Source organism: Pseudomonas sp. 2, from assembly GCF_056627435.1.
Genome location: NZ_JBWXNG010000003.1, coordinates 420,995 through 445,900, shown reverse-complemented (window position 1 = coordinate 445,900; position 24,906 = coordinate 420,995). Strand labels below are relative to the sequence as shown.

The 24,906-nt window shown below is 58.5% G+C and carries 29 protein-coding genes and 1 tRNA gene; 12 read left to right on the top strand and 18 right to left on the bottom strand.

Annotated elements, in window-relative coordinates:
* Nucleotides 1–7 precede the first annotated feature (7 nt).
* From AC1MEK_RS07660 to AC1MEK_RS07625, 8 genes are all read left to right on the top strand, one after another.
* Nucleotides 8–313 (top strand): hypothetical protein, encoded by a 306-nt coding sequence (locus AC1MEK_RS07660; protein ID WP_480395648.1) that lies wholly within the window; start codon nucleotides 8–10, stop codon nucleotides 311–313.
* 156 nt (nucleotides 314–469) lie between these two features.
* Nucleotides 470–1,423, top strand: a complete 954-nt coding sequence (locus AC1MEK_RS07655) for a hypothetical protein (RefSeq protein WP_480395647.1) — start codon at nucleotides 470–472, stop codon at nucleotides 1,421–1,423.
* 20 nt (nucleotides 1,424–1,443) lie between these two features.
* Entirely contained in the window at nucleotides 1,444–1,770 is a 327-nt protein-coding gene (locus AC1MEK_RS07650) for a hypothetical protein (protein ID WP_480395646.1), read from the top strand.
* 125 nt (nucleotides 1,771–1,895) lie between these two features.
* Complete coding sequence (locus tag AC1MEK_RS07645; protein WP_480395645.1) at nucleotides 1,896–2,327, top strand: TIGR03757 family integrating conjugative element protein; 432 nt, start codon at nucleotides 1,896–1,898, stop codon at nucleotides 2,325–2,327.
* Nucleotides 2,328–2,365: 38 nt separating this feature from the next.
* On the top strand, nucleotides 2,366–3,265 hold the full coding sequence (locus tag AC1MEK_RS07640) for a TIGR03756 family integrating conjugative element protein (RefSeq protein ID WP_480395644.1): 900 nt from the start codon (nucleotides 2,366–2,368) through the stop codon (nucleotides 3,263–3,265).
* Between the two features lie 22 nt (nucleotides 3,266–3,287).
* On the top strand, nucleotides 3,288–4,646 hold the full coding sequence (locus AC1MEK_RS07635; protein ID WP_480395643.1) for an integrating conjugative element protein: 1,359 nt from the start codon (nucleotides 3,288–3,290) through the stop codon (nucleotides 4,644–4,646).
* A gap of 10 nt (nucleotides 4,647–4,656) precedes the next feature.
* Nucleotides 4,657–5,037, top strand: a complete 381-nt coding sequence (locus AC1MEK_RS07630; protein ID WP_480395642.1) for a hypothetical protein — start codon at nucleotides 4,657–4,659, stop codon at nucleotides 5,035–5,037.
* Nucleotides 5,034–6,569, top strand: a complete 1,536-nt coding sequence (locus AC1MEK_RS07625; protein ID WP_480395641.1) for a conjugal transfer protein TraG N-terminal domain-containing protein — start codon at nucleotides 5,034–5,036, stop codon at nucleotides 6,567–6,569. The genes AC1MEK_RS07630 and AC1MEK_RS07625 overlap by 4 nt, the downstream gene beginning before the upstream one ends.
* A 28-nt stretch (nucleotides 6,570–6,597) precedes the next feature.
* Here the strand turns inward: AC1MEK_RS07625 and AC1MEK_RS07620 are convergent, their stop codons facing one another.
* Nucleotides 6,598–6,975, bottom strand: a complete 378-nt coding sequence (locus AC1MEK_RS07620; RefSeq protein WP_480395640.1) for a hypothetical protein — start codon at nucleotides 6,973–6,975, stop codon at nucleotides 6,598–6,600.
* A 460-nt stretch (nucleotides 6,976–7,435) separates the two neighbouring features.
* Between AC1MEK_RS07620 and AC1MEK_RS07615 the strand changes: the two genes are divergently transcribed.
* Together AC1MEK_RS07615 and AC1MEK_RS07610 are read left to right on the top strand one after the other, a co-directional pair.
* Nucleotides 7,436–7,726, top strand: coding sequence for a type II toxin-antitoxin system ParD family antitoxin (locus AC1MEK_RS07615; RefSeq protein ID WP_480395639.1), 291 nt, complete (start codon nucleotides 7,436–7,438; stop codon nucleotides 7,724–7,726).
* Nucleotides 7,727–7,728: 2 nt separating this feature from the next.
* Nucleotides 7,729–8,085, top strand: a complete 357-nt coding sequence (locus AC1MEK_RS07610) for a type II toxin-antitoxin system RelE/ParE family toxin (RefSeq protein WP_480395673.1) — start codon at nucleotides 7,729–7,731, stop codon at nucleotides 8,083–8,085.
* A gap of 114 nt (nucleotides 8,086–8,199) precedes the next feature.
* On the opposite strand, the gene AC1MEK_RS07605 is transcribed toward AC1MEK_RS07610, so the two are convergent.
* Nucleotides 8,200–8,460 carry a hypothetical protein gene (locus AC1MEK_RS07605; protein ID WP_480395638.1) on the bottom strand — a complete coding sequence of 87 codons (261 nt, stop codon included), beginning with the start codon at nucleotides 8,458–8,460 and terminating at the stop codon, nucleotides 8,200–8,202.
* On the opposite strand from AC1MEK_RS07605, the gene mobH reads away from it, so the two are divergent.
* Together mobH and AC1MEK_RS07595 are read left to right on the top strand one after the other, a co-directional pair.
* Entirely contained in the window at nucleotides 8,459–10,315 is a 1,857-nt protein-coding gene (gene mobH, locus AC1MEK_RS07600) for a MobH family relaxase (protein WP_480395637.1), read from the top strand. The two genes, AC1MEK_RS07605 and mobH, sit on opposite strands and share 2 nt — an antisense overlap.
* On the top strand, nucleotides 10,312–11,628 hold the full coding sequence (locus AC1MEK_RS07595) for a site-specific integrase (protein WP_480395636.1): 1,317 nt from the start codon (nucleotides 10,312–10,314) through the stop codon (nucleotides 11,626–11,628). The genes mobH and AC1MEK_RS07595 overlap by 4 nt, the downstream gene beginning before the upstream one ends.
* Nucleotides 11,629–12,003: 375 nt before the next feature.
* On the opposite strand, the gene AC1MEK_RS07590 is transcribed toward AC1MEK_RS07595, so the two are convergent.
* From AC1MEK_RS07590 to AC1MEK_RS07515, 16 genes are all read right to left on the bottom strand, one after another.
* Nucleotides 12,004–12,079, bottom strand: a tRNA-Lys gene (locus AC1MEK_RS07590).
* 63 nt (nucleotides 12,080–12,142) lie between these two features.
* Nucleotides 12,143–12,817, bottom strand: coding sequence for a 7-cyano-7-deazaguanine synthase QueC (gene queC, locus AC1MEK_RS07585; RefSeq protein ID WP_480395635.1), 675 nt, complete (start codon nucleotides 12,815–12,817; stop codon nucleotides 12,143–12,145).
* 16 nt (nucleotides 12,818–12,833) lie between these two features.
* A complete protein-coding gene (gene queE, locus AC1MEK_RS07580; protein WP_480395634.1) occupies nucleotides 12,834–13,481 on the bottom strand; it encodes a 7-carboxy-7-deazaguanine synthase QueE in 648 nt (215 codons plus the stop codon).
* Nucleotides 13,482–13,660: 179 nt separating this feature from the next.
* Nucleotides 13,661–14,491, bottom strand: a complete 831-nt coding sequence (ybgF, locus tag AC1MEK_RS07575) for a tol-pal system protein YbgF (protein WP_480395633.1) — start codon at nucleotides 14,489–14,491, stop codon at nucleotides 13,661–13,663.
* Between the two features lie 6 nt (nucleotides 14,492–14,497).
* Nucleotides 14,498–14,998, bottom strand: coding sequence for a peptidoglycan-associated lipoprotein Pal (gene pal / locus AC1MEK_RS07570; protein WP_074752666.1), 501 nt, complete (start codon nucleotides 14,996–14,998; stop codon nucleotides 14,498–14,500).
* A gap of 53 nt (nucleotides 14,999–15,051) precedes the next feature.
* On the bottom strand, nucleotides 15,052–16,353 hold the full coding sequence (gene tolB / locus AC1MEK_RS07565) for a Tol-Pal system beta propeller repeat protein TolB (protein WP_480395632.1): 1,302 nt from the start codon (nucleotides 16,351–16,353) through the stop codon (nucleotides 15,052–15,054).
* Nucleotides 16,350–17,420 carry a cell envelope integrity protein TolA gene (gene tolA, locus AC1MEK_RS07560; RefSeq protein WP_480395631.1) on the bottom strand — a complete coding sequence of 357 codons (1,071 nt, stop codon included), beginning with the start codon at nucleotides 17,418–17,420 and terminating at the stop codon, nucleotides 16,350–16,352. The genes tolB and tolA overlap by 4 nt, the downstream gene beginning before the upstream one ends.
* On the bottom strand, nucleotides 17,420–17,875 hold the full coding sequence (tolR, locus tag AC1MEK_RS07555; RefSeq protein WP_274134464.1) for a protein TolR: 456 nt from the start codon (nucleotides 17,873–17,875) through the stop codon (nucleotides 17,420–17,422). Before tolR ends, tolA begins: the two co-directional genes overlap by 1 nt.
* Before the next feature lie 23 nt (nucleotides 17,876–17,898).
* The gene (tolQ, locus tag AC1MEK_RS07550; RefSeq protein WP_480395630.1) at nucleotides 17,899–18,594 is read right to left on the bottom strand and encodes a protein TolQ; all 696 of its coding nucleotides are present in this window, start codon (nucleotides 18,592–18,594) and stop codon (nucleotides 17,899–17,901) included.
* Complete coding sequence (gene ybgC, locus AC1MEK_RS07545; protein WP_480395629.1) at nucleotides 18,584–19,054, bottom strand: tol-pal system-associated acyl-CoA thioesterase; 471 nt, start codon at nucleotides 19,052–19,054, stop codon at nucleotides 18,584–18,586. Before ybgC ends, tolQ begins: the two co-directional genes overlap by 11 nt.
* A gap of 137 nt (nucleotides 19,055–19,191) precedes the next feature.
* The gene (ruvB, locus tag AC1MEK_RS07540) at nucleotides 19,192–20,247 is read right to left on the bottom strand and encodes a Holliday junction branch migration DNA helicase RuvB (RefSeq protein ID WP_480395628.1); all 1,056 of its coding nucleotides are present in this window, start codon (nucleotides 20,245–20,247) and stop codon (nucleotides 19,192–19,194) included.
* Nucleotides 20,248–20,856 carry a Holliday junction branch migration protein RuvA gene (gene ruvA, locus AC1MEK_RS07535; RefSeq protein ID WP_480395627.1) on the bottom strand — a complete coding sequence of 203 codons (609 nt, stop codon included), beginning with the start codon at nucleotides 20,854–20,856 and terminating at the stop codon, nucleotides 20,248–20,250.
* A 113-nt stretch (nucleotides 20,857–20,969) separates the two neighbouring features.
* Nucleotides 20,970–21,494: a crossover junction endodeoxyribonuclease RuvC gene (ruvC, locus tag AC1MEK_RS07530; RefSeq protein ID WP_480395626.1), complete on the bottom strand. Its 525-nt coding sequence runs from the start codon at nucleotides 21,492–21,494 to the stop codon at nucleotides 20,970–20,972.
* A 126-nt stretch (nucleotides 21,495–21,620) separates the two neighbouring features.
* The gene (locus AC1MEK_RS07525) at nucleotides 21,621–22,367 is read right to left on the bottom strand and encodes a YebC/PmpR family DNA-binding transcriptional regulator (RefSeq protein ID WP_480395625.1); all 747 of its coding nucleotides are present in this window, start codon (nucleotides 22,365–22,367) and stop codon (nucleotides 21,621–21,623) included.
* Between the two features lie 132 nt (nucleotides 22,368–22,499).
* Complete coding sequence (gene aspS, locus AC1MEK_RS07520) at nucleotides 22,500–24,275, bottom strand: aspartate--tRNA ligase (protein WP_480395624.1); 1,776 nt, start codon at nucleotides 24,273–24,275, stop codon at nucleotides 22,500–22,502.
* A 276-nt stretch (nucleotides 24,276–24,551) separates the two neighbouring features.
* Entirely contained in the window at nucleotides 24,552–24,893 is a 342-nt protein-coding gene (locus tag AC1MEK_RS07515; protein ID WP_480395623.1) for a ribbon-helix-helix domain-containing protein, read from the bottom strand.
* Between the last annotated feature and the right edge of the window lie 13 nt (nucleotides 24,894–24,906).

Sequence of the window (24,906 nt, the reverse complement as noted above, 5' to 3'; positions counted from 1 at the left end):
ACCAGGCATGAGAACACTGAACTCCCTGACCCAGAGCCTGATCGAGAGCCTGATCGAGAGCCTGACCCAGCTGCTTCAACAGCCTGAGGAGGATGCTTTGGAGTCATTAAAGATCTGTGCGCCGGTGCTGATTGAGCAGCTGCAGCAGGTCTTGGTTCGAGCGGTTGACCGTCGTGATATCGAGGAGCAGCTCCGTGCAGTGCTGGGGGAGTGGTTACAGGAGCACCCGCAACCTGAAGCAGCTGAACACGACTTGTTAGCAGCATTTCGCGTGAACACGCTGATCAATGCGATTCCTTCTACGCATGCCTAAAAATATCCGAAGAAAACTCGAAAGCAATCGTTTTTTCTGGGCGCCTCGACAGGCGATAAAACCCGGCTAATCTCGGGAGTGGCAGCTAGCCAAACCCGCATCCAGCCACGAAGTAGAGGTGATGCCTAAAGGTAAGATAAATGATGGAGCATATTGATGAAAGGACAGGTGACAGACCTCAAATACCTCGCCATTCCCCTAATGCTGTTCAGCTTGGGAGGCTGCGGTACAACCGTATCGCTCAGCCAGGTGAATCAGTTTGGTACCGCTTCAACAGATCTGACTGACGACGCAAAAAAAGCATTTACCTTGATCGATCAAGTAACTGTAGACCGGCAGCTATACGACATTGCCTCGAATCCTAAAACTGGCCCTAATGACAAAAGCTTCGATGGTGTGTTCAAAGTAGCCAACAGTGATCCCTTGGCCAAAGAAAAAGCTAATCGTCTTCAGGAAAATCTCGACAGATTAGAGGCTTTATCAGGTTATTCAGCCGCGCTAAAAAGAATAGTCGAGGCGGATGTAGGCTCAGATGTAGACAGCGCTTCAGTGGAGCTCAAAACCTCGCTTGACGAACTTAACACCTATGCAAAAACCTCTGAAAAGAAGGGCATGATCGATAATGAGACGATCAATACTCTTAGCGCCGCAGTGAATGCGATAGGAAGGGGCGTAGTTGAAGAAAAAAAACGTTCGGCTATAAAGAGGATTATCATCAGCACAGACTCTGCGGTCCAACTGATTGCAACGACAATTAGCAGAGACTTGGGTAGCGGCACAGATTTGGCCAAGTATACCTACAGTTCGCTATATAACACTAGAGGCTCTATTCAAACTGCATACAACAGAGAGAGGGTCTCCAACAGTTTTGACGCGCGCTATGCGTTGCTAATGCGTGCCAAGGACATCAACACAGCAGAAAATTCAGTTGGTAGCTTTTTTGACGCAGTCAGCAAAGGGGCGGCTGCCCTCGCTAAAACCCATGCATCAATGAAGAAAACAGTGGAGCAGGACCAGTTCTCTTCGATAGCAATTGCCGAGTCACTTGCCGAGCTGCAAAAACAGGCAAAATCCGTTAAGGAATTCAAACAATCGCTTCAAACCAAGTAACTCTAGCAGGAGACTGATTTATGGCAGCAACTATCAGAGGTGGAATTAGCGACACCGTCAACAAGCTCAACAAGCTTAGAAACAACACCACGGACGCAGATGAACAAACACGCCTGCAAAAAACAATAAACCTTTACTTCTATCTTTGGCAGCAGGTCATTTATGATCAACTAGACGCTTCATCGAAAGAATACAAAGACTCGATAAGAGCGCTCAAAGCTGCAGAGAAGGCAGCCGATGATGCCCTTGCTGACATCAAGAAAATAGCCGAGGCGATTGAAGCCGCAGCCAAAGCGGCTCAAGTGATTGGTAGTATCATCGGAGCGGTTATTGATATAGGTATCTGATCCGTTCGTCCCCTGATGTTTGCTATAGGGGTCACCAAAATCCCGGCCTACGTGCTTCCTATTTTTTGCTGCGCCTGCATTGTCGTTAGGTTCTGCTTTACCTGAACTCATTCAGGTAAAGCACCATGACTCCTCCGCTCTCTCCCACTCATCGAATCGTTGGGAAGCGCCTGCTGACAGCCTCTCTCTGCATTTGCATCCCTGCCCAAGCCGACACATGGGTGATCACCGATCAATCCCATCCGATAACCAACACCCCGACAGCACGAGTAGTCTTTCTAGATCAGCAGCAGCACCTCGAAGAACAACTGACCTCTATCCTTCCCTCGGACCTGAGTCAGGCCCCCGCCAGCATCCAGGCCTACCTCGCAAGCCCCAACGGCATGCGTCTACAGCGTGAACTCGCGCAGGCCCAGCAGGGCGTAACCGATGCCTGGAGCATCGGGGTAGAGAAGATCCCGGCGGTGGTGGTGGATCGCAAGTATGTGATCTACGGCGAGTCCGACGTAGGCAATGCCATCGAAAAGATTCGCCAGGCGCGGGAGGCAGCCCAATGACGCCCCTCTTACGACTACCGCGCCCGGCGCTATTCGCCATGACCATGAGTCTGTCCTTCTCTGCCTCGGCCGCCATCACGACCGCTGCAATCGTCAGCTCCACGACTTCCCCGCAGTGCATGGAATACAAGGTCGTGGGCATCTGCTACTGGCTGCTCTGCACGCCGCTCGGGTGCAAGGTGAAGACATCGACCAAGGTGCATCACTATGTTCCGGATGCGGTGGTGACCGCGTACTCCAGCACAGGTGCAAGCCCCTGGATCGAGATGTCCGGTTTGGGGTCGCCCACGCCGATGGCCCAAGCCGGCGGCGACGGCACCAATGGTCATGCCAGCGAACACGACATCATCAAATTCAAGGAAGCGGATGTCATCGGGCACCCAGGTGGCGCGACTTTCAGCCACTTCGCCAGCGCATCAGGCTACGTTTGCCAAGGCGCGGGGCTTCCGATGGTGCCGTACTTTCTCAGCAGCAAAGATCCTCTCGCCTGGAGAAATGGCGTACCCGAGTCGGTGTATCCCGAAGCAGTAGTCCCAGGCATGCGCGAAGTCGGAAGCACGTTACTGGCCAATTATTGGGGAAATCTCTACCCCCGCAGCGGCTTTCTTACTCAAACGGACGACTACAAGACCGCGGCGGTGATCGCCCAGCGCGCCGGCGATATCACAACCCGCGTCGGGCAGATCCATGTCTATCTGCCAATGCTCGCTTTGCCGTACTGGGGCTACTGGCCCGCAGGCCCGCTGTGGGAGGGCAACCCGCTGTCAGGCAAGTGGCAGGAGCTGTCGCCAATGATGAGCCCATCCTGCGCCACGTTCCCGAGCATAGCCCCTCGAGTCGACTCGCTGGATGGCGGTTATGCGTGGGCGCTATGGAGGCCCTATTCCTGCTGCCAGCCGCGCGGACAGACCTTCCTGGGCAGTACCGACTTCCAATGAAAACGACCGACCGGAGCACGCTATGAAACTCAAACATTGGGCGATCGGTTTCGTCTGCAGTGTCGCTAGCACGCTAGCTACAGCCACTGATCCCATTAACGCCTCGTCCGCGGGGAGTGTCATCGGCGATGACGTCCTGTACAGCATTGGCGGCGGCAGCGCGGTGACGATGGGCAGCGCCGGCAACATGGACAGCATCTCGGTGGGAGGCGGCTGGAGCAGCAACCCGATCTGCGGAAACATGAGCTTGAGCAACACCCTTGAGAACCAGCTGAACGGCGCGACAGCCGGGTTTCAGAACATCATGACCTCGGTGGTTTCAAACGCCACCGGCGCCGTGGCCTCCCTTCCCGCCTTGATTCTTCAGCGCGCCAACCCTGCGCTCTACAACCTGATCACCAACGGTATCCTGCAGGCCAGGCTCGACTTCGATCGCTCCAAAGGCACCTGCAGGGCGATCGCCGACAAGATGGCTGACGTCGCCGGCAATCAGATGGGCTGGGGCAAGCTCGCTGAGGGTCAGGCCATGACCCAGACTCTGGCGAACAACACTGATGCAGTTTCCGCAATCGAGCAGGTCGAAAAGAAAGGCGGCAACGACGGGGTCACCTGGGTGGGTGGTGATCGAGCAGGCGGCGCTGGCCAAAAGCCCATACGTATCGTCGGCGACGTGGCCAAGGCCGGGTACAACCTGCTGAACAAACGCACCTCCGGCGACAACTCCTCTATCAGCAAGGAAACCTGCAACAACGGTCTGATCTGCAATGTGTGGAGTTCTCCCGAGGAGGCAACCACATTCGCCAATCGCGTCTTGGGAGAGCAGCAACAACAGACCTGTGACAGCTGCCAAAAAACGGTGACATCTGCCGGCGTGGGCCTCACCCCGCTGATTCAGGAAACCTACGACACCAAGCTGAAAGCACTGCAAGAGCTGCTCACCGGTAGCAAGGCCATGTCCGTGGACAACCTCCAGGCCGCCAGCAGCAATTCGCTTCCCATCACCCGAGGCGTCATCAGCGCATTGAAGGACGAGCGGGATCAGGATCTTCTCGCCCGCAGGCTCGCCTCAGAGATCGCCCTCTCGGATGTACTGGAGAAGGCCCTCGCGCTGCAGCGCACGATGATGGCCGGCAGCAAGGAGCCCAACGTCGCTGCCAATGACCTGGCCGTGCAGGCTGTGAGCCAACAGAGCGCCGTCCTCCAGCAGGAAATCGGCAATCTCAAGATCGAGCTCGATATGCGCCAGCAGCTCGCGCAGAACTCGCCAATGAAGATCATCGAAAGGAGCCAGTCCAGATCCGAGAGCTCGCGAGGCGTGTTTCAGGGTGACCCCGAGACGGGGCGTCTGAATCAGCTGCAATCACCTAAGCCGAGCCATTGAGGGGCCGCTCATGATCGAACCTGAAAACATCTCCGTTAAGCACACAGGGCACCGGATCCGGGCACTGGCGGCCGGCACTTTGAAGACTGTCCTCGTGCTGCTGGTCCTCAGCGCTGTGGCCATCGTGTTCACGGTAGCCCTGCTTCGCGTATTTGGAAGCATGGACGCATGGCAGCAGTGGCGCACCGACCATTACGCATTCCTGCTCATGTGGCGTCTGATGCTCTACACCGGCCTCGTATTCGCCTGGTACAAACTGAAATCGCGTCTCCCCGAGCAGGCGAGGCACAACCATGACAAACGCCTGCGCAGGGTCGAAATCCTTGTGGCGTTAGTGGTCGCACTGATCGAAGTGAGCCGACTGGCGTTCCTGCCCGGAGTCCTCTCATGACGCTCTATACCAACGACTACCTGGAGTATTACCTCACCCTGGTCGGCTGGATCATCAATAACGGCATCTGGGCAATGATTCAGGACACCGGACTGTTCGCCGTTCCCTTCTGCATCATCGTGCTCAGAGAGTGGCTGAAAGCCCGTGGTGAAGGCGCCGACGAGGGCAACAAAGGCGTCCTGTCTCTGGCCCGCATCGAAACCAGCGTCTACGTTGGCTACGTGGTGGTCGCGCTGTGCGGCGTCCCGGCAGTGAACGTCAGCTTCGACACCCTGCAGTTCGATCAAGCCCGGGCCCAGCAGTGCCAGTACCTCCTGCCTTCACCCGCCGACACCGGGTGGAACACCACATTCAGCAGCCTTGCCGGCAAAAGCGCGCAGATGCCAGTGTGGTGGGCGTTCATGCATGCGCTGTCGAAGGGGATTACCAACGGCGCGGTGGCCGCGATTCCCTGCGGTACGGATCTTCGCCAACTGCGGATGGACGTCGACAACACCCGTATCAACAATCCGCTCCTGGCACAGGAAATCGCCGACTTCACCCATGACTGCTATGGACCTTCCCGAGCGCGAGTGTTCATGCGCCAGCCGGAGCTTGGCGGGTCCGCCAACTTCGACATCATGCAGATCGATCTGAACTGGATAGGCTCACGCTTCTTTCTTCAAACGCCCGGGTATTACGACACCGACTACTCCAAGACTCCTCGCGCTCTGTGGCCATACGATGCCGGGCGCGATGTGGGTCTTCCCAAAGTCTCGGGAGGTGGCGGCTACCCGACATGCAAGCAGTGGTGGTCAGATACCGGGACCGGGCTCAAGTACAGGATTCAGGATCAGATCGATCCAGGCGTTACCACGAGGGTAATGGCCTGGGCCAAGTGGCTGCCCACTGACGATGTCAACGATGCCCTGGTCAGGCAGCTTGCATCCCCCTCAAAGCAGAAACTGGGGGACGTCTACACCGACTATGGTGGTCAGGTGGGCGGGACAATCTGGAACGGACTGGCGCGCGCCGGCGGCGCTCTTGGCGTTGCCGTGGGATCGCTGGCCTATTTCCCGGCAATGGATATGGTGCGCCAGGCCCTGCCTATGATCATGGCGTTTGTGAAGATGGCGATGGTGATCTGCATCCCGTTGGTATTGGTGATAGGGTCTTACCAACTCAAGACGGCGATGACCATGACCGTGGTGTTCTTCTCGCTGATCTTCGTCGACTTCTGGTTTCAACTGGCCAGGTGGATCGATAGCACCATTCTGGACGCTCTGTATGGTGTCGGCTCCCCGCATCTCAGCTTCGATCCGGTGATGGGGATCAACACGGCGACACAGGACGCGATTCTGAACTTCGTGATGGCCACTATGTTCGTGATTTTTCCAGCATTCTGGATCACAGCTCTGCTGTGGGCTGGGGTGAGTGCCGGGAATCTGATGTCTGCACTTTCAGAAGGAAGCAAATCTGTGCAGCAAGCTGGAAGCAGCGCAGGAGGCATGGCCCAGAAGGGTATAAAGTCAATCGCAACCGGCAATGAGTAAGTACGCGCTGGAGGGCCTGGACAGGCCCTCAGTCCCGACTCTCCCAGTTGAAGTCGCTTTCGCGAAGCAGAGGGTGATTGAGGTCATTTTGCGCATAGGGATCGTTACTCGACGTACAGGAGTCATCAAGGTCCTCAACAGGCTCGTAGATATCAGAGTCCACCGATCCGCAGGTGGGGCGGTCGCGAGTGATGGCCAACACCACCAATGACAGCACTAACATCGTCACGATCACTTCCGCCATTGCGCGGCCGAGGTAGCTCAACACAAAGAAGACCAGGCACGCACCGATCCCACGCTTGATCCATCGCAACGCTGCGTGATCACCCGAAATGAAAAAGGCGACAGTTGAACCAATGCCGTGGCCTACTGCTGCAGCGAATCCACGGGAAGTTTTGACACTCATCTCTGTTCCTCCATCAACGCATGCGCATCAAAGCCAACGCCGCGACGAGTACGCTGAGTTTGAGAACTGTGAATAAGCGCTTCGCGGTCCCGGCCGTGAGCCCACTATGGGTCAACGCATCCACGAACCCCTTCTCCACCGGCGCCATCTTCCAGATCCTCCCCAGGAACTCTCCCAAGGCAAACGCACCAGCCCCATCGTATGGATTGAAGTCTTTGTAGATCTGCCCACAGAAAGGACAAATCGAGTGAGAGGGCTGACCTTCCGAGAAGACTACCCTTGGCACCATCGAGTGATGGCAGCTCTGGCATTCAGCCTGACTTTTGTTCGTTCCCAACGTTGCCTCCACGCAATCCTTGCGAAATTGGATCCTATATACGTCGAGAATGGCGTCTGCGCAACCCGAATGGCATAATCTGCCAACCAGATCCAATTCTCCATCAAGCGCGCGGAGCACATCATGGCCACCCGAAACGTTGTCCTTACCGAGCACCTGGAGCAGGTCGTCAATGACTTGGTCCTCTCCGGCCGTTATCAGAACGCCAGTGAGGTATTGCGCGAAGGCCTGCGGCTGCTGGAGCGGCGCGAGGCAGAAGAGACTGCCAAGCTTGAAGCTCTGCGGCGCGCTGCTTCGACGGGTCTGTTGGATCTGGAGCAGGGGCGTTTCACCGAGGTGAGCGGTGAGGAGCTGGGGGACTTCCTGGACGAGCTGGGCAACCACGCCGCAGCATTGGCTGGAGAGAAGCATTGAGCATCCCGCGATACCGCGTATCTCATACCGCCCGCTCCGACATCACCGACATTTTGCAGTACACCCAGGCCGAATTCGGTACCACAGCCCGGCTTCGCTATCAGCATCTACTCCGCACCGCATTTGAGGATCTGGCCCGTGCACCGGGCCGGATCGGCAGCAGCATGCGAGACGAAATCTGCCCAGGCTTGAGAAGTTTTCATCTGACTTACTCCAGAACCCGTGCACAACCCCTGCATGGGTTGGTACAAAATCCGCGGCATTTCGTCTTCTATCGCCTCGCGGACGATCAGGTAATGGAGGTCGTTCGGGTACTCCACGATGCAATGGAAGCCAGGCTTCATCTGCCTGACGCGTGAAATGGTGAAGGGCCCGGAATCAAAGGGTTTCCAAGCGAAGGGAATGGATGAACAAGGGTAAAAGCCCTATCCAAAAGGGCTGAAAACGCAAAAGGCTACGGTGTTTCAGACCCACTATATGCTCGACGGAAATCCGGTGACATTTCTGATTTCTCCGTAGGAAAAATACCGGCCGAAGCCGTGCAGCGCGTAGGAAATGCCCTTCAACTTTTTCAGACCGTCCCCGACATACGCCACGATTCGCCTCGCTCCAAAATTGAACAAATGGGCAGCGCTCACAAAATCCACGGTGTCGCGAGAACAGTTTTCTCGTTGAATCCTTCCCGGCGGATAGAAGAAAAGCCTGCCCCAGAATTCGATTTTGGAGCTGGCCATGTTCACCCTGTTCCGCCGAAACAAACCGATAACCCAAGACGCGTCATGCCCCGGCGGGTTTCTGAAACCGGAACAGAGCACCACCCTTCTCGCCTCCCCACGGCGCCAGGCGTTGCTGGAAAACATCTGGCAGCGGGCTTCTCTCTCGAGACAGCAATTCACCGAGCTGTACCGCAAACCGCTGCAGCGCTATGCAGAGTTGGTCCAGCAACTACCTGCTTCGGAAAACCATCACCATGCACACCTTGGCGGAATGCTCGATCATGGGCTGGAGATTGTCGCCTACGCGCTGAAGATCCGTCAGACGTATCTGCTGCCGATCGGTGCGCCGCCCGAATCACAATCCGCACAGGCCGAAGCCTGGACTGCCGCAGCGGCATACGGTGCCTTGCTACACGACATCGGCGAGATCGCTGTCGACGTACACGTCGAATTGCAGAGCGGTAAGGCTTGGCATCCGTGGCACGGCCCCATCAAAGATCCATATCGCTTCAGGTACGCGAAGGGACGCGACTACCAGCTGCACGGAGCGGCCGCAGCCCTCACTTACACGCAAATTCTGTCACCCGAGATCCTGGACTGGCTCAGCGGTTTTCCCGAAGCCTGGTCGCAGCTGATATTCGTGTTGGCGGGTCAGTACGAACACGCCGGCATTCTGGGCGAGATCGTGGTGCAGGCCGATCGCGCATCCGTCGCACAGGAGCTTGGCGGGAATCCATCCCGAGCCCTCGCGGCGCCCAAACAATCGCTGCAGCGAAAATTGGCGGATGGTTTGCGCCACCTGGTGCGCGACAAGTTCAAACTCAATCAGCCTGATGGCCCGTCGGATGGCTGGCTCACCGACGATGCGCTGTGGCTTGTGAGCAAGCCCATCGCAGACCAGTTGCGAGCTTACCTGCTGACCCAGGGCGTCGAGGGCGTACCCAGCTCCAACGCTCCTTTCTTCAACATGCTTCAGGATCAGGGAGTCATCCAGGTCAATGCCCAGAACAAAGCGATCTGGAAGGCCAGCATCGACAACGGCAAGGGCTGGACGAACACATTCACGCTTCTCAAGCTCTCTCCAGCGCTGATCTGGACGGATGCCAAGGATCGCCCACTCGCGTATCAGGGGATGATTACAGCGCAGGAGACCAGTGCCGACGAGCCCACTGATGCTAAGTCGATGCAGGTGCCAGACGCACCACAGCCAGTGGCAAACGCCTTACCTACCTCGAGCGAATTGCCCGCCCCAATCACTGCACCTGCAGATGCCGCACCTGCCGATATTGCAGCATTACTGGATCTTCTGGACAACGTAGCAACCTCACCAGAAGCCCCTGTCGAGAAGGGTCGCGCGAATGAGCCAGCGACTCCGGATGAGCCCGGAGAGCCATACGTGGGCTCTCCCGCGCGGGACGAACAGCCCCACACGTCCAACCCCGTCCCCACCGATACGAACGCCCCACTGGACCTGGGCCCCACCTTCGTGGAATGGCTCAGGGAGGGCCTCATCAGCCACCGGATCATCATCAACGACACCAAGGCCTTGGTCCACACAGTCTCTGGCACCGCGATGCTGGTAACGCCGGGGATCTTCAAACGCTTCGTGCAGGAATTTCCCGCCATGGAGGCCCAGGCCAAAGCGCGCGACATCGACGCTTGGCAATTGGTGCAACGAGCTTTCGAAAAACAAAAACTACACCTCAAAACGGAGAGAAGCTTGAACATCTGGACATGCAAAGTGACCGGTCCACGGAGGACCAAACAACTGCGGGGATACCTGCTCAAAGACCCGCTGACCATCTTCACTGAGGTGCCTTTCGACAACCCGAGTCTGAGCGTGGAAGCCAATAAAGCGGGGGATGTTGAATGACCGCCCCAATGGATATCGCGAACGATTACATCATTACTCATGTCCTCCGAGAGTCCAGCGAAAAGACCTACCTGGCTGCCACACGCGCTCTGCTTCGACACTTCGGAGACGACTGTTGCGCAACCTCGGTTGATCATCGTGCCGTGCTCGGATGGCGTCGCAAGGAGCTCGTCAGGGGGCTTACAAAGGTGAGTTGGAACACCTACTCCAGCCACCTTCGAACCCTCTGGGGTTATGCGATGGAGCACGGGGCGCTGCTCCATATCACGGCCAACCCGTTCAAGAAAACTGCTGTTGTGCCTCCAAAGCGCCCAAGCAAGACCGTACAGCGCGACGGCATCAAGCTGGCACGGGTCTGGCTCAGGTCATTGGTGACAGAGGAACGCACAACGAAAAACCGCGCCCGAATAACGCCGGCGTGGTTCTGGCTAGTCGTCTATGAAATGTTTTACTACACGGGTATCCGGCTGAACGCGCTGCTGATGCTGCGCTACCGCGACGTGGACTGGCCCAACAAAGTCATCATCGTCCAGGCTGATACAGAGAAAACCCATCAAGAGTTCACAATCCCCATCGCGCCGGGGCTTGAAACACACATCTCGCGATTGCTGGAAGCCGCTCGCGATGCAGGGTTCGAACCTGACGATCAGCTGTTCAACGTCAACCGTTTTTCCCGGTACTACCGTCGGCAGGTCATGAACATTGATCAGATCGAGGGGATGTACAAGAAGCTGACCCAGCACGTTGGCATTCGCATGACGCCCCATCGCTTCAGGCACACGATCGCAACCGACCTGATGCGACAACCCGAACGCAACATCCACATCACCAAAAGCTTGCTCAACCATTCGAACATCGCCACGACGCTGAGCTACATCGAGGTCGACTACGAGCACATGCGCACGGTGATGCATGAACGAAGCGTGACTCAGGGGGCGATCCTCTTTGAGCAGCGGGTAGACGATCAGGTGCCTGTGGAGCTGGACTCCCCACAGCCCCCACTATTAGCGCTTCCCGCGCCAACCTCCTCTCAGCAAGATCGAGCTTCAAAGCTCCTCAGCAGCTCGCTCAGGAATGTCGACCCGACTCAGCCAAGGCAAGTATCCGGCGCCGACTCGGAACGCGACGCGCTGGAGCAGGCAATGCTGCCGGCCGGAACGGGACTGAGTCATGAACTGCCGTGGGATGGGCCGGGAACCTGGTGGGAAGACCTAGCCCTCCCCTCTGCCCCATCAGAAGATGAATACTCCGAGCATTCAGTTTTGCTTGAGCTGATGGCCAGGAGAGTGGGGATCAAATCTTACTCTTGGTAACAATTTCAGATCGGCCGATCTTAAAGTTTTGCATGTGGTGAACGTGTCACCCAACGGCACGCGACAGGGATGCCCAGACAGAGAGGCGAGCCCTGAAGATATCGGCCTGGCGTCAAGTTGGACCAGTGATCCATTACTCAATTCGGCGGTTTGGAAGGCGGCAATTTCGTTGACTTCCGGTTACGGGGTCGTCCCTGTAAGCGCCGGAATCAATATTGACATCACACCCACCCGAAACTACTGTTCGCCTCAGACGGCTGCATGTCTGCACGTTGGCGAAAGCCCTAACCACAGCTCAAACCCGCGCCCCGCTTTGCTTCAGACGAAAAAAAACCCAAGAATTCACACTTGCGTGGACCTCTCGGGTTTTGAAGATGGTGGGTCGTGTAGGATTCGAACCTACGACCAATTGGTTAAAAGCCAACTGCTCTACCAACTGAGCTAACGACCCGCTTCGTGGTGGCGCGTATATTACTGTAATTTCTCAGTAATTCAACACCTTAACGAAAAAAAGTTAAAAATAATTTGTCGGGTCCTGCAAACCGGCGGCGGCGAAGCCTTCTGCGCGCAGGCGGCAGCTGTCGCATTTGCGGCAGGCGCGGCCTTGATCGTCGGCTTGGTAGCAGGAAACGGTGAGGCTGTAGTCGACGCCCAGGCGGGTGCCGGCCTTGACGATATCGGCCTTGCTCATCATTTGCAGCGGTGCCTGAATGGTGAAGCCCTGCCCTTCCACGCCGGCCTTGGTGGCCAGGTTGGCCATGCGTTCGAACGACTCAACGAACTCGGGGCGGCAGTCCGGGTAGCCGGAATAGTCCACGGCGTTGACGCCGATGAAGATGTCACGGGCGCCCAGCACTTCGGCCCAGCCCAGGGCCAGGGACAGGAACACGGTATTGCGCGCCGGCACGTAGGTCACCGGAATGCCTTCGCCCGGGGTTTCCGGAACGGCGATGCTGCTGTCGGTCAGTGCCGAGCCGCCGATGCCGTTCAGGTTCAGGCCGATGACTTTGTGCTCGACCACGCCCAGATCTTTCGCAACACGCTCGGCCGCTTGCAGCTCGGCGCGATGGCGCTGGCCGTAGTCGAAGCTCATGGTGTAGCAGGTGTAGCCATCGGCCTTGGCCATGGCCACCACGGTGGCGGAGTCCAGGCCGCCGGACAGCAGGATTACCGCTCTTTTCTCAGTCATGGTTTGCTCACTCATGTCAGCGCCCTGGCTCGTCGTCCCAGAGGATTTTGTGCAGTTGCAGTTGCATGCGTACCGGCAGGTTGTCAGCCACGATCCAGTCGGCCAGATCCCGCGGACGCAGATCATGGGCGACCGGTGAAAACAGCACCTCACCGGCGCGACGTTCCAGGCCGTACTGGATCAGCTTGGAGACGGCCCAGTCGTAGTCTTCGCGCGAGCAAATGACGAACTTGACCTGGTCGTTAGGCGTCAGCAGCTCGATGTTTTCGTATCGATTGCGCGCGACCTCCGTCGAGCCGGGGGTTTTAAGGTCGACGACACGACTGACCCGCGGATCAACTTTGGAGATGTCCAGCGCGCCGCTGGTTTCCAGGGAAACCTCGTAGCCGGCGTCGCACAGGCGCTTGAGCAGCGGGATGGCATTGGGCTGGGCCAACGGCTCGCCGCCGGTCACACAGACATAACGCGGACGGTAGCTGGCCACTTGCTCCATGAGCGAGTCCAGGGTCTGGATGGTGCCGCCGCTGAAGGCGTATTCGCTGTCGCAGTAGCCGCAGCGCAAAGGGCAGCCGGTGAGGCGCACAAAAACGGTAGGCAAGCCTGCCGTGCGCGTTTCACCCTGCAAAGAGTAAAAGACTTCGGTGATGCGTAATGTGTCTTGCATAGGGGCCACGGGCGTAACGGCTAAACAGGCCATCCGCCTCCGTCAGGCACTTTTGTACACCCTGCGCTCGCAGAATCTACAGAAGCGTAATCAATACCGGAATTTCGGGTGCAAGATTCTAACGAAAAAAGCCGCGCAACGCGCGGCTTTCTTGAATCCGTGGTCAAGCTGACCGGCAATCAGAGACGCTGAAGGTCCCGCTGAGCCAGCTGAGCGGCCGAAGTACCCGGGTACTGGGCGACGACCTGCTGCAGAATGCCCTTGACCTTGTCGGTGTGACCCAGACGGCGTTCGACATCTGCCAGCTTGTAGAGCGAGTCAGGCACCTTGGCGTGCTTGGGGTACAGCTGGCTTACTTTGGCGAAAGCCTGGCCTGCGCCTTGAAGGTCGCCCTTGGCCAGATTCACTTCGCCCAACCAGTACTGGGCGTTACCCGCGTACTGGCTGTTTGGGTATTTGCGCAGGAACGCCGAGAACGCCTGGCTGGCCTTGTCGAAATCCTTGGCCTTGATCAGGTCGAAAGCAGCATCGTAATAGAGCTTTTCTTTCGCCGGATCGCCGGGTTCGGTGCTGGTCTGCGGTACTTGACCACCAGCGCCTGCGGCAGGTGCTGCGGGTGCTCCGCCGGCATTGATGCCGCCGTCGGAAGCTGAATTGTTGGCAGCTGGTGCGGCAGGTGCGCCGCCAGCTCCGATGCGGGAGTCCAGGTCCTTGTAACGATCCAGCGCTTCTTGCTTCATCTGCTGGATATCGTTCTGCTGGACTTCGACGATTCCGCGCAAGCGCGAAATTTCATCCTGCATTTGCTGCAACTGCATGAACAGCTGACCTTGCGCCGAAGGCTGGGTCGTAACCCCGCCTCCGGCGTAGGCGCCCGCCGTACCATAACCCGATGGCGGATAACTGCTGCCAGCGGAGCCAGAGTTGTCATCGACCACAGGAACCGCACCCATCGCTGCAAGAGGAAGGGTGAGAGCCAAAACGGTTAAAGCACGGCGGCACGTTCGCATGTCAAATTACTTACGCAGTTCGACGCGACGGTTTTGAGCCCAGGATTGCTCGTCGTTGCCGGTAGCAACTGGACGCTCTTCACCGTAGGAAACCAGTTCCAGCTGAGCTGGCGAAACGCCTTGCAGAACCAGGTAGCGTTGAACGGCTTTCGCACGACGCTCGCCCAGTGCCAGGTTGTATTCGCGAGTACCGCGTTCGTCGGTGTTGCCTTCCAGAACGACGCGAGCGCCGTTGGCTTTCAGGTCCTTGGCGTGAACGTCCAGAGCGCGCATGGCTTCTGGCTTCAGGTCAGAACTGTCGTATTCGAAGTAGAAAGTGGTGATTGCGCGCAGAGCAGCTTCTTCGCTCAGGGAGCCATCAACTGCACCAGTGTTGGCGCCGTAACCAGCGTTTGGATCGACAGCAGCGCCTTGACCGGCATTGTCGCCGCCCTTGGACGAGCAACCTACAGCTACAGCCATGGCCAGAGCCAGCGCAGCGAATTTACCAAACTTCAGCATTTCCATCGTGAAACTCCTAATGAACCCCAATTGTGTTAAGTACAACGTAAAGCGCCGCGTCAGTTCAGGTAAGGGGACCAGGAAGGTTCTCTGACTTCGCCTTGAGCGGTAGGAAGCGGGAGCCTTACGCGTCCATTGATGGACACGAGCATCAAGACTCCCCGGCCCTGCTGGCGGGTGGCGTAGATTACCATGGTGCCGTTGGGCGCAACAGTAGGTGACTCATCAAGGTTACTGTCTGTAAGGATTTTTACGCTACCGCGTTGCAAATCCTGAGCCGCTACCTTGAAGTTGGTGAAGCCATCCTGACGATGGATCATCACCAGCGTCTTTTCATCAGCCGACAACTTAGGGTTGGCGTTGTAGTTGCCGATGAATGTGACGCGTTCGGCACCACCACCGTTAATGCTCGTTTTATAGATCTGCGGCTTGCCGCCACGATCGGATGTGAAGTAAATGGTCGAGCCGTCTTTACCGAAGAAAGGTTCGGTATCGATGGACGAATCATTGGTGACCCGCGAAAGCTGACGCGAAGCCAGGTTCATCACATAAATTTCCGGGTTGCCGTCTTTGGACAGCACCATGGCCAGCTTGCTGCCGTCCGGAGACCAGGCAGGCGCGCCGTTCAGGCCTTCGAAGTTGGTGATCTGCTCACGACGGCCGGTGTCGATGTGCTGGACGAAGATGCGCGGACGCTTCTGTTCGAACGACACATAGGCGATGCGCTTGCCATCAGGCGCGAAACGCGGCGACAGAATCGGCTCGCGGGATTGCAGCAGGGTTACTGCGCGGGCACCGTCGTAGTCCGAGCGCTGCAGGGTGTAGCGCGTGTTGTTGCCACCGAAACGCTCGGCAGTGACGTACAGCATGCGCGTGGAGAACGCACCCTTGATGCCGGTCAGTTTTTCGAACGACTGGTCGGAGATGTAGTGCGCCATGTCACGCAGCTGGTCGGTGGTACCCGACACGTTGCCGGTCAGCACTTGCTGTTCGGTCGCCACGTTGAACAGTGCATACGAAACCTGCAGACGACCGCCCGATGGCACGATGTTGCCGACCATCACGTACTGGGCACCCAGCGCTTTCCAGTCACGGAAGATGACTTCGCTGGCCTGGCTCGGCTGGCTGATCATGTTTTCCTTTGGAATAGGCGAGTAGTAGCCCGAGTTCAGCAGGTCATTGCTGATGATCTGGGCCATGTCTTCAGGCAATACACTACCGCCCTGCAAGCCGAAAGGCACGACTGCGATAGGCGTGGCACGGTCACTGCCGCTTGTGACCAGAATGTTCTTTTCGTCGGCAGCGGCGAAACCCGCTGCGCAACAAAGAACGACAAGCAATCCTCGAAGAAGGTTAATCACAAGGCTAGATCCTCAGGTGTGAATGTCATCTTGAATGAACGATAAGGTGCGAAATCCGAAGGTTTCAGCCCCTGCATCTCTGTCAAACGACCAATATTCTTGACCGCCGCTACCGCCGAACTGTCAAAAGGTCCATCGCCGCTGGACTTGCTCACGCTTACCGAAGTAATGGTGCCGTCCGGCAACATGCTGATCTGCAGCACGACCGCCATGCCCTTGCGTGCTGAAGGCGGACGAGCCCAACCTTCGGAAGCGCGAGAACGAATCAGGTCGTCGAAGTTACCAGCAACCTCGTCGCCACGCTCATCGGCCAGCGCCTGTTGGCGTTCCGGCTTGTCGGAGAGCAGGTCGGCCAGTGCTTGCGCCTTCTTCTCTTCCGCCGATTTGCGGGCAGCATCCTGGGCCTTCTTCTTGGCGTCGTCAGCAGCCTTTTTCTTGGCATCCTCAGCCGCTTTTTTCTTCGCGTCTTCGGCAGCCTTTTTCTTCGCGTCTTCAGCCGCCTGCTTCTTGGCATCCTCGGCAGCCTGTTTCTTGGCTTCCTCGGCGGCCGCGCGCTTGGCGTCTTCCTCGGCTTTTTTCTTGGCGTCGTCCTCAGCCTTCTTCTTGGCTATATCAGCCAATTGTTTCTCTTCGGCGGCTTTCTTGGCATCTTCCGCCTTCTTGGCTTCGGCTTTCTTCGCGTCGTCGGCCTTTTTCGCCTCTTCCGCTTTCTTCGCTTCCTCAGCCTTCTGTTCTTCGGCCTTTTGAGCGGCATCGGCTTTCTTTTGTTCCGCCGCCTTTATCGCCTCTTGCTCGACTTTCTTCTGTTCCATCTGCTCGACTTCAGTCTGTCGCGCAGCGGACTTCTTGGCCTCGCCAGCCAGCTTCTGGTTGGTCTGGGTGGTTGCCTGGCTCTTGGACTTCAACTGATAGAGCGTTGCCTGGACGATGGGCCTTGCTTCAGGCAGCTCCGGTGTCATGGCAAAACTGACGAACAGCAGACCAAAAATCAGGACGTGCAGAGCCACGGCCCAGACAGACGGCCAGAAGTAGCTTTCCGAGGCTGACGGCTCTCGAATCGGCTGCATCAGGGCGCCTCGGTAATCAGACCAACGTTCCCGACCCCGGCCTTCTGCAATCCGCCCATCGTGCCCATCACGGCGCCGTAATCAACGGATTTGTCGCCACGAATGAACACCTGGGTCTGCTTGCCGGCTTCGCGACCGGCGGCAATGATCTTGGTCACGGCGCTGGTCAGCTGAGGCAGGGTCATGGCCTTGTCCATCTGCTTGTCGGTATCGACTTCACTGCCAAGGTTCCAGTAGTAGGTCTTGTCAGCCTTGATCGAAATGGTCAGGACCTGATTGTTGTTGTCCTGCGGCAAGGCCTCGCTGGAGACCTTGGGCAGATCGACTTTCACGCCCTGGTTAATCATTGGCGCGGTCACCATGAAGATGACCAGCAGTACCAGCATCACGTCGATGTACGGCACCACGTTCATTTCGGCGACCGGCTTGCGTTTGCCGCGTCGGCCGCGAGCGATTAAAGCCATTGGGAAATACCTGCTCAGTCTTCGCTGGTGTGCACTTTACGGTGCAGGATCGCCTGGAATTCGTCGGCGAATGTGTAGTAACGGCCAATCAGGTTCTCGCCGCGGGCGGAGAAACGGTTGTAGGCAATTACAGCCGGGATTGCGGCGAACAGACCGATGGCGGTCGCGATCAGTGCTTCGGCGATACCCGGCGCCACGGTAGCCAGGGTGGCCTGCTGTGCAGTGGCCAGGCCGCGGAAGGAGTTCATGATCCCCCACACGGTACCGAACAGACCGACGTACGGGCTGGTGGAACCGACGGTGGCCAGAAACGGCAGGCTCTGCTCGAGCTTCTCTTCCTCGCGGGAGATGGCCACGCGCATGGCACGGGCCACGCCTTCCATCACGGCATCAGGGTCGACGCCCGGTTGCTGACGCAGACGGGAGAATTCCTTGAAGCCGGCACGGAAGATCTGCTCGACGCCGGAATCCGGGTCTGGGTTGCTGCCCGCCTGACGATACAGCTTGGACAGGTCGATGCCCGACCAGAAGCGTTCCTCGAAGGTGTCCAGCGCACGACGGCCGGCACGCAGCATGGAGCTGCGCTGAAAAATCATGATCCACGAAGTGACCGATGCGGCCACCAGGATCAGCATCACCAACTGAACGACCACGCTGGCATTGCTGACCAAACTCCACATGGAGGTATGGTCGACGACGTTAGCTTCCACGCTGTATCTCCTGCTCTGAATGTGTACCCGCGCCACTCTGGCCGGCAAGGGCCGCGCGCAGAGTTTCGGGAATGGCCCGGGGTCTGAAACTGTCGGCGCGTACGCACGCCACCAAAAACTGCCCTTCGCAGAGCAGTACATTATCCGCAGCCCGCCTGACGCTTTGCTGAAAGCGCAGGCTGACGCGGTTCAATTCGATCACTTCGGCGCTGACCAGCAGCTCATCGTCCAGCCGCGCCGGGCTGTGATACCGCGCCTCACTGGAATGCACGACAAACAACAGGTTCTCGTCCCCGGCCAGCGCAGACTGGGCGAAGCCCAATTCCCGCAGACGCTCGGTTCGAGCCCGTTCCATGAATTTCAGATAATTGACGTAGTAGACGACGCCGCCAGCATCAGTGTCCTCGTAATAAACGCGACAGCGATGTGCGAACGACTGAGCCCCGTTTTGCGCGCGCATACTCTAGTGCTTACTCCTCAGGTTGCCAATCCGGCCAGGCAACTGTTTTTCATGGTTTTTACCACAACATTGGCATCACTTTGCCGTGACTGCCCGTCAGACCACCAAACGCCTGAATAAATCAGTCGAGCCCGAATTTATTCGTCGGTATCGTCAAGCGGCTCGCCCTGCCCTGCCCGCTCGCCCATTCGCGAGGGAATGTTCAGGCCAAAGTGCAGGTAGGCATGGCGCGTGACCATGCGCCCACGTGGCGTGCGCATCATATAACCTTGTTGAATCAGGTACGGCTCCAGCACGTCCTCGATGGTGTGGCGCTCCTCGCTGATCGCTGCAGCCAGGTTGTCGACACCCACCGGGCCACCGTCGAACTTCTCGATCATGGTCAATAGCAGACGCCGGTCCTGGTGATCGAACCCGCGCTCGTCGACATCCAGCAGGTTCAACGCCTGATCGGCGATGGCCTTGGTGATCTGGCCCTTACCACGCACCTCGGCAAAATCCCGCACCCGACGCAGCAGACGGTTGGCGATTCGTGGCGTACCACGTGCACGACGGGCAATCTCGAATGCGCCTTCGTCCTCGATCGGCAAACCCAGAATCCCTGCCGAGCGGGACACGATGGTTGCCAGGTCAGCGATGCTGTAGAACTCAAGACGCTGCACGATACCGAAGCGGTCACGCAGAGGATTGGTCAGCATGCCGGCGCGGGTTGTCGCGCCCACCAGGGTAAACGGAGGCAGATCGAGCTTGATCGAGCGCGCCGCCGGGCCTTCGCCGATCATGATGTCGAGCTGGAAATCTTCCATTGCCGGATAAAGCACTTCCTCGACAATCGGCGACAGGCGGTGGATTTCGTCGATGAACAGTACGTCGTGCGGCTCGAGGTTGGTCAGGATCGCGGCCAGATCCCCCGGGCGCTCCAGCACGGGGCCCGAGGTGCTCTTGATGGAAACGGACATTTCCTGGGCAATGATGTTGGCCAGGGTGGTTTTACCAAGGCCGGGCGGGCCGAAGATCAGCGTGTGGTCCAGCGCTTCGTTGCGTCCGCGGGCAGCCTGGATGAACAGCTCCATCTGCTCGCGAACGGTCGGCTGGCCGATGTAGTCGGCAAGGCTCAGCGGGCGAATGGCCCGGTCCAGTTGCTCGTCTCGGTCGCGCCCGGTGGCGGCGATCAGGCGGTCGGCTTCGATCACTTACAGCATCCCCTTGAGTGCGCGGCGAATCAGGTCTTCGCTGCTCAGGTTCTTGTCTTTGATGGCGGTGACCGCCTTGCTGGCTTCCTGCGGCTTGTAGCCCAGGGAGATCAGCGCGCTGACCGCATCGGATTCGGCCGTCGCCACCGGCAGCGGAGCACCCGGGCCGTCGGAAACCAGCGCAAAAGTACCCGGCAACGCGTCCCAGGCCTTGAAACGGTCCTTGAGCTCGACCAGCAGACGCTCGGCAGTCTTCTTGCCAACGCCTGGCACACGGGTCAGCGCTGAGGTGTCCTGAGCCTGAACACAACGCACCAGCTCATCAACCTCAAGCGTGGACATCAACGCCAGCGCCAGCTTGGGGCCAACGCCATTGAGGCGGATCAGCTCGCGAAACATCTCGCGGTCACGCTTTTCATAGAAGCCGAACAGCAGGTGCGCGTCCTCGCGAACCACCAGATGGGTGTGCAACGTCACCGTCTCACCAACATGAGGCAGACGATAAAGGGTGGTCATGGGCACTTCGACCTCATACCCCACGCCGTTGACATCCAGCACCAGGTGCGGCGGCTGTTTCTCGACCAACGCCCCGCGTAAACGTCCAATCACGTATCAGATCCTTTCCGGTAACCCGTCACTGCCAGAGACAGGGTGAACCCTGGCCGCCATCTTTGCAGGACTCGTGTGAGCTGCAAGTAAAAATTCATGAGCGAATGATGCTATCAGAGCCGCAAGCGCCCACCACGGCTACGCGCGGTATTCAGGCCATGGGGAATCAGGCTGGAACGCGTATGAGCATGGCACAATGCGATCGCCAGTGCGTCAGAGGCGTCCACCTGAGGCTTCTTGGTCAACTTGAGCAGGTGCATGACCATCATCATCACCTGATCCTTGTTCGCGCCACCTGTCCCGGCCACCGCCTGTTTGACTTGGGTCGCGGTGTATTCGGCGATCTCCAGGCTTTCTTCGGCGCAGGCCACGATCGCAGCCCCCCGCGCCTGTCCCAGCTTGAGCGCCGAGTCGGCGTTGCGCGCCATGAACACCTTTTCGATGCCCATGGTCACCGGCCCGTAGGTCTGGACCACCTCGCGCACGCCGCGATAGACGATCTGCAGCCGCTCATGCAGCAGACCGCTGCCGGTGCGGATGCAGCCCGAGGCCACGTATTCGCACCCGCGCCCAGTGTCACGCACCACACCGAAACCGGTGATTCGCGAGCCTGGGTCGATACCTAGAATAAGAGTCATAACGCCTGCAGCTTGAAGAGTGACGCGCACAATTGCACGCAGCTTAAAGGCAGAAGCCGGAGGCCGACAGCGCTGATTGAGTCAGCGCCCCGTGCCTCCGGCCTCAAGTCCAGACAAAGGTGACGGTCAGCCAAGCTGCTCCATCACCTCGTCAGGGATTTCCGCGTTGGAGTAGACGTTCTGCACATCGTCCAGATCCTCGAGCATGTCGATCAGCTTGAGCACCTTCTCGGCCATTTCGAGGTCCAGCACTGCGCTGGTGGTCGGCTGCATCACGATCTCGGCGTCTGCAGCCTTGAAACCGGCCGCTTCCAGCGCGTTGCGAACGGCGTAGAAACCGGCGAACGAGGTGAACACGTCGATCGAGCCGTCTTCATGGGTGACCACGTCGTCGGCATCAGCCTCCATCGCCGCTTCCATCAGTGCGTCTTCGTCGACGCCCGACGCGAAGGAGATCTGCCCCTTGCGCTCGAACAGATAGGAAACCGAACCGTCCGTGCCCAGATTGCCGCCGCACTTGCTGAACGCATGGCGCACGGCCGCAGCGGTGCGGTTGCGGTTGTCGGTCATGGTTTCGACCATGACGGCCACGCCTCCTGGACCGTAGCCTTCGTAACCCAGCTCGACCATGTCGTCGGCATCGGCGGCGCCAGCACCACGGGCGATGGCGCGATCGATGATATCGCGGCTCATGTTGGCGCCCAGCGCCTTGTCCTGCGCCAGGCGCAGACGCGGGTTGGACGCCGGATCGCCACCGCCCTGTCGGGCAGCGACGGTCAGCTCACGAATCCACTTGGTGAAGATCTTGCCTTTCTTGGCATCCTGACGCTCTTTGCGGTGCTTGATGTTCGCCCACTTGGAATGACCAGCCATAACACGCTCCAAACCTTGAAACACGCACGCACCTGCCGATCGCTCGAACAGGGACGCTTCACTCGAATTCTTGCCCGACTCGGGCGTAGGAATCCGGGTGGACTCTCGCAGGAATCCACCCGGTCCTGTGTCTTACTCGGCCTTCGGCGCTTCGCGCAGGCGGATGTGCAGCTCGCGCAGCGCCTTGGCGTCGACCACACCCGGCGCCTGCGTCATGACGTCGGCAGCGCTCTGGGTTTTCGGGAAGGCGATGACTTCACGAATCGACTGGGCGCCGGTCATCAGCATCACCAGACGATCCAGACCGAACGCCAGACCACCGTGCGGCGGAGCACCGTACTTCAGCGCGTCGAGCAGGAAGCCGAACTTCTCCTGCTGCTCGTCTTCGGCGATGCCCAGCAGACGGAAGACCGCCTGTTGCATTTCCTTGCGGTGGATACGGATCGAACCGCCACCCAGCTCGGTGCCGTTGAGCACCATGTCGTAGGCACGGGACAGCGCGGCGGCCGGGTTGGCTTCCAGTTCTTCCGGGGTGCACTTGGGCGCGGTGAACGGGTGGTGCAGCGCGCTGAAGCTGCCGTCGTCGTTTTCTTCGAACATCGGGAAGTCGACGACCCACATCGGCGCCCACTCGCAGGTCAGCAGGTTCAGGTCGTGACCCAGCTTGATACGCAGGGCGCCCAGCGCCTCGCTGACGATCTTGAACTTGTCGGCACCGAAGAACACGATGTCGCCGTCGACCGCACCAACGCGATCCAGGATCACGTTCAGGTTGGCTTCAGGGATGTTCTTGACGATTGGCGACTGCAGGCCTTCGACGCCCTTTGCACGCTCGTTGACCTTGATGTACGCCAGACCACGTGCGCCGTAGATGCCGACGAACTTGGTGTAGTCGTCGATCTTGCTGCGCGGCATGCTCGCGCCGCCCGGAACGCGCAGGGCGGTCACGCGGCATTTCGGATCGTTGGCCGGGCCGCTGAAGACCTTGAATTCGACTTCCTTGAGCTGGTCGGCAACGTCCACCAGTTCCAGCGGGTTGCGCAGGTCAGGCTTGTCGGAACCGTAGCGGCGCATGGCCTCTTCGAAGGTCATGTGCGGGAATTCGCCGAACTCCAGGTCCAGCACTTCCTTGAACAGCTTGCGAATCATGCCCTCGGTCAGGCCCATGATGTCTTTTTCGTCGAGGAAGCTGGTCTCGATGTCGATCTGGGTGAATTCAGGCTGACGGTCGGCACGCAGGTCTTCGTCGCGGAAGCACTTGGCGATCTGGTAGTAACGGTCGAAGCCGGCGACCATCAGCAGCTGCTTGAACAGCTGAGGCGATTGCGGCAGGGCGAAGAAACTGCCAGCGTGGGTACGGCTCGGCACCAGATAGTCACGCGCGCCTTCAGGCGTGGCGCGGGTCAGGATCGGGGTTTCGACGTCCAGGAAGCCGTTGCCATCCAGGAAACCACGGATGCTGGTGGTGATGCGCGAACGCAGACGCAGCTTCTCGGCCATTTCCGGGCGACGCAGGTCGATGAAGCGATAGCGCAGGCGAGTCTCTTCACCGACATCGGAGTATTCGTTGAGCGGGAACGGCGGGGTTTCCGACTCGTTCAGCACTTCCAGCTCGTAGCCCAGCACTTCGATGGCGCCAGAGGCCATGTTCGGGTTGACCGCACCGGCCGGACGCGCGCGCACCTTGCCGGTCAGCTTGACCACGTATTCGCTGCGCACGCGGTCGGCGATGGCGAAGGTGTCGGCGCGATCAGGATCGAACACCACCTGAGCCAGGCCCTCACGATCGCGGATGTCGAGGAAAATCACCCCCCCGTGGTCGCGACGGCGGTGGACCCATCCGCAAAGGGTAATTTCCTGACCTTCCAGGCTTTCGTTCAGTTGGCCGCAATAATGGCTGCGCATCATGGTCGTGTGTTCACTTCTCGTAATTCGGAATTCGGTGGAGCTCTCGCCCGTCGCCAGAGCGCAATGGTGCAGGAGCCTTGGCATGCAGTTCAACCCGACGGTCAGATTCTGCCTTCCATAGTGAGGCGGGGGATTATATAGGGTTAATCAAGGCTGTGCAGCCGCACCGGCCTCTGGAATGAAGAAGTCGCCCGCAACGGGCTTCGTTGCCGGGCGACTGTCGTCGGTTGCGGGGCCGCAGTGCGCGTCCCAGCGGAATCTAGGGTCTTGCCGGGATCACGCAGGCGACAGCTGCAAGCCGTCGGCTTCCAGCAGGTGTGTCACGCACACCACGCGAATCAAGCCACTGAAATTTTTCACACCGCCGTAGCGCAGATGAACCTCCCGATCGACATACGACAGAACAGCATTGATCGAGCAGCTGTTGCAACTTGCGATCTCGGAGAGGATGTTCCAGTAAACCCCTTCCAGGCGCAAACACGTTGCCAGCCCGCTGAGCCTCACCGAGCGCGCTTGTGGTTGTGCTAGATCCATGTTGAAGCTTTCGACAAATGGAACATGCTGAACCTTGAGACATCGATGCGCATCTCTGATCCCCCGTGTGGCATTTTGACTCATGACAGTTCTCCTT